This window comes from Gordonibacter pamelaeae 7-10-1-b (assembly GCF_000210055.1).
Classification (GTDB): Bacteria; Actinomycetota; Coriobacteriia; order Coriobacteriales; family Eggerthellaceae; genus Gordonibacter; species Gordonibacter pamelaeae.
Map to the genome: position 1 here is coordinate 1,979,804 of NC_021021.1, position 2,608 is coordinate 1,982,411.

At 69.1% G+C, this 2,608-nt stretch carries 3 protein-coding genes and 1 pseudogene; all 4 read right to left on the reverse strand.

All coding sequences use genetic code 11. The features are described from left to right. Positions 1–22: 22 nt before the first annotated feature. Positions 23–604 carry a hypothetical protein gene (locus GPA_RS09135; protein WP_015539688.1) on the reverse strand — a complete coding sequence of 194 codons (582 nt, stop codon included), beginning with the start codon at positions 602–604 and terminating at the stop codon, positions 23–25. Positions 605–695: 91 nt separating this feature from the next. Beyond that, entirely contained in the window at positions 696–1,415 is a 720-nt protein-coding gene (locus GPA_RS16815) for a methyltransferase domain-containing protein (protein WP_015539689.1), read from the reverse strand. Positions 1,416–1,443: 28 nt separating this feature from the next. Further along, positions 1,444–2,283: a trigger factor gene (locus tag GPA_RS09145; RefSeq protein ID WP_015539690.1), complete on the reverse strand. Its 840-nt coding sequence runs from the start codon at positions 2,281–2,283 to the stop codon at positions 1,444–1,446. A gap of 55 nt (positions 2,284–2,338) precedes the next feature. Next, positions 2,339–2,608: pseudogene (locus tag GPA_RS09150) on the reverse strand (hypothetical protein); the annotation flags it as partial.

A 2,608-nucleotide genomic window follows, 5' to 3' on the forward strand; every position in this document is an offset into this window, starting at 1 on the left:
TCGGCCGCGGGACGGAAGCGGGCTACCAGGTGGCCGAGCAGTCGCAGCCGGTGCGGACCTGGCCCTTGCCGTTGGCGCGCCTGCGCAGCTTGTCGACATCCCAGCGCTCGAAGATGAGGGCGCGGTGCGCGCGGTAGATGTCGAAGGCGCCCACGAGCTCCATCCCCACGCACGTGAACGAGCCGTTGATGGCGCCGTAGAACTCGGCGGCGTGCTCGTTGAAGCTGTTCTCGGCGAACAGGTAGACGTTGGCCGCGTGCCCGCGGCCCTGCAGCGGCACGAGCAGCTCGTTGCCGTTGCCCTCGATGAAGATGCCCTTGTTCTCCAGGCGCACGCCGCGCACGGCCTTCTCGGCCTCGAAGCGGTCGGCCCAGGGCTCCTTGTTCATCTTCGCCCAGTACGCCCAGGCGTTCTCGAACCGGCAGGCATCGTCGTCGTAGATCGCCTGGAAGAACCCGCGGCAGTCCTCCGCCGCCTCCAGATGCCCCTTGAGCCGGGGCCACACCCCGCCCGCGATGCTAGCCAGGGCCAAAAGTTCCCGGTAGTCCTTCGCCTGCGCTGCAGGCACCGCCTCTACCTGCGCCTTCAGTTCCTCGTACTGCATTGGTCCTCCTCCTTCGAGCCGCCGGCGCACGAGCGCGCGGCAGCGTTCCTTCTCCTTGCCCGGGCGTCCTGCGCACCCGGTCCCCGCGCGCCTAGCGGCGCGGCTTGTCGATGCGCGCCGTGGTCTTCACGAAGCGCACGTCCTCGCCCGTCTCGGCCACCGGCACCTCGAACCCGCCCTTGTAGCCCGTCTCGGGGCGGACGTCGGACTCCTCGTAGTAGTCCGGCCGCGCAAAGCCGATGCGCGCCATCATGGCCTCGAATTCCTCGCGGGCGGGCGCGGCCTGCACGGCGTTGCCGAGCTCCCGCGCGCGGGCCACCGTGGCCGCGTCGCGCTCCCCGGCCGCCACCACGCCGTCGTACACCAGCACCCCGCCGGGGCGCAGCACGCGGAACGCCTCGCGGAACACCGCCTCGGGGCAGAAGTCCACGTTGACGCTGCTGTTGGCGAACACCAGGTCGAACGAGCCGTCCGCGAGCCCGGCGGCGGCGAGGTCCTCCGGATAGGCCACCAGGTACTCCATGTTGTTCTCGGGCAGCCCGTTGCGGCGCCACGCGTCGTCCTGGTAGGAGCGGGCGATCTCTATCCACTCGGGCGTCGGGTCCACCCCCACCACATGGCCGCGCGGCCCCACGTAGTCCGACAGCTTGATGACGCCCTTGCCCCGCCGGCAGTCGATGTCCAGCACGCGCTTGCCCTTGATATCGCCCAGAAGCGTCATCTTGCACTGGCTCGCGAACCCGTACTCGTTGGGAAGCTGCCCGTAGTACGCCCGCAGCGCCTCCGGATCGATCGCTTTCTCCGCGCCCATGCCCAAGCCTCCGTCCCTGACCGCGCCGCTACTTGTACGACACGCGCGAGTTGTTCACCAGCCACGAGAGCGCGGCCTCGCGGCGCGCGAACACCCGGGCCTCGTCGCCCAGCCCCTGGTCTTCCAGCTGCTGGCGGATCTTCTCGCGCTGCTCGGCATCGTTGCCGGGCATCTGCGCCGTGATGTCGGCGTCGGAGAGCTCGATGTCCAGGTGGTCGGCGAGCGCGTCGATGGCGCACGTGATGCGCAGCGCGTCCAGGGGCTGGCCCGGCAGCAGGTCGGCCGGGTCAGGATCTTCCACCAGGCGCTTCGCCAGCTCGTCCAGCACGAGGTCGGGGAACTGGGCGTCGTTCTTGGCCATGTCGGGCAGGCCGAACTGCTTGGCCACGCCCTCGCGGAACTCGGCCACCGTCTTGGCGGGCTCGAAGTGCTCGGCCACGAACGCGTCGGTGAGCTCCGGCGTACGGCAGCTTAAGATCTTCTCCACCGTCACCTGCATGGTCAGGCGGGAGGCGTCGCCGTCCTTCGCCAGCGGCAGCTTGATCTTCGCCTCGGCGTCCTTCGTCTCGCCCGGCACCATGCCCACCAGCTCCTCGTCGAACGTGCGGGGCATCTCGCCGCCGCCCACGTGGTACAGCGAGTGCTCCAGCACGAAGTTGGAGGCCGGGTTGCCGTCCAGGCGCGCGTCCACCGTGGTCACCACCACGTGGTCGCCCATGGCCACGCCGCGCTCTTCGGCAATCTCGTGGTACTCGGCCATCGGCTCGAGCAGCTTCTCTATCTGGGCGTCCACGAGGCTCGCGGGCACCTGGGGCTTCGGCAGGTCGAGTTCGACCGGATCGTACGAGGTGAGCGTGTACTTCTTCATGTTCTCTTCTCCTTTTAGGTTGCTTGCGTTTCGCTTGCTTCTACCTGGCTTGCTTCTACACGTCGAGGTCTTCCACGCGCCGGCGCAGCTCGCGCTGGCGGTCCGACAGGATCATGTCCTGGTTGTGCGCGAAGTAGGACTGGCTGCCGTACTGGGCGATGTAGCGCGCCGAGCTGGTGCGCGACGTGAGCTCCGTCGTGAACACCACCATCTCCTGCGCGTCCCCGAACGAAGCCTCCACGAAGGCGAACGCACGGGCGAGCCGCTGCTCCACGCCGGCCGCGCGCTCCTGCAGCGCCGCCGCCCTGGCGGCGAACGCCTGCGA

Excerpts from the sequence above, each read along its gene's own strand:
- GPA_RS09135 (WP_015539688.1), bottom strand. The coding sequence starts at position 604 with ATGCAGTACGAGGAACTGAAGGCGCAGGTAGAGGCGGTGCCTGCAGCG.
- GPA_RS16815 (WP_015539689.1), bottom strand. The coding sequence starts at position 1,415 with ATGGGCGCGGAGAAAGCGATCGATCCGGAGGCGCTGCGGGCGTACTAC.
- GPA_RS09145 (WP_015539690.1), bottom strand. The coding sequence starts at position 2,283 with ATGAAGAAGTACACGCTCACCTCGTACGATCCGGTCGAACTCGACCTG.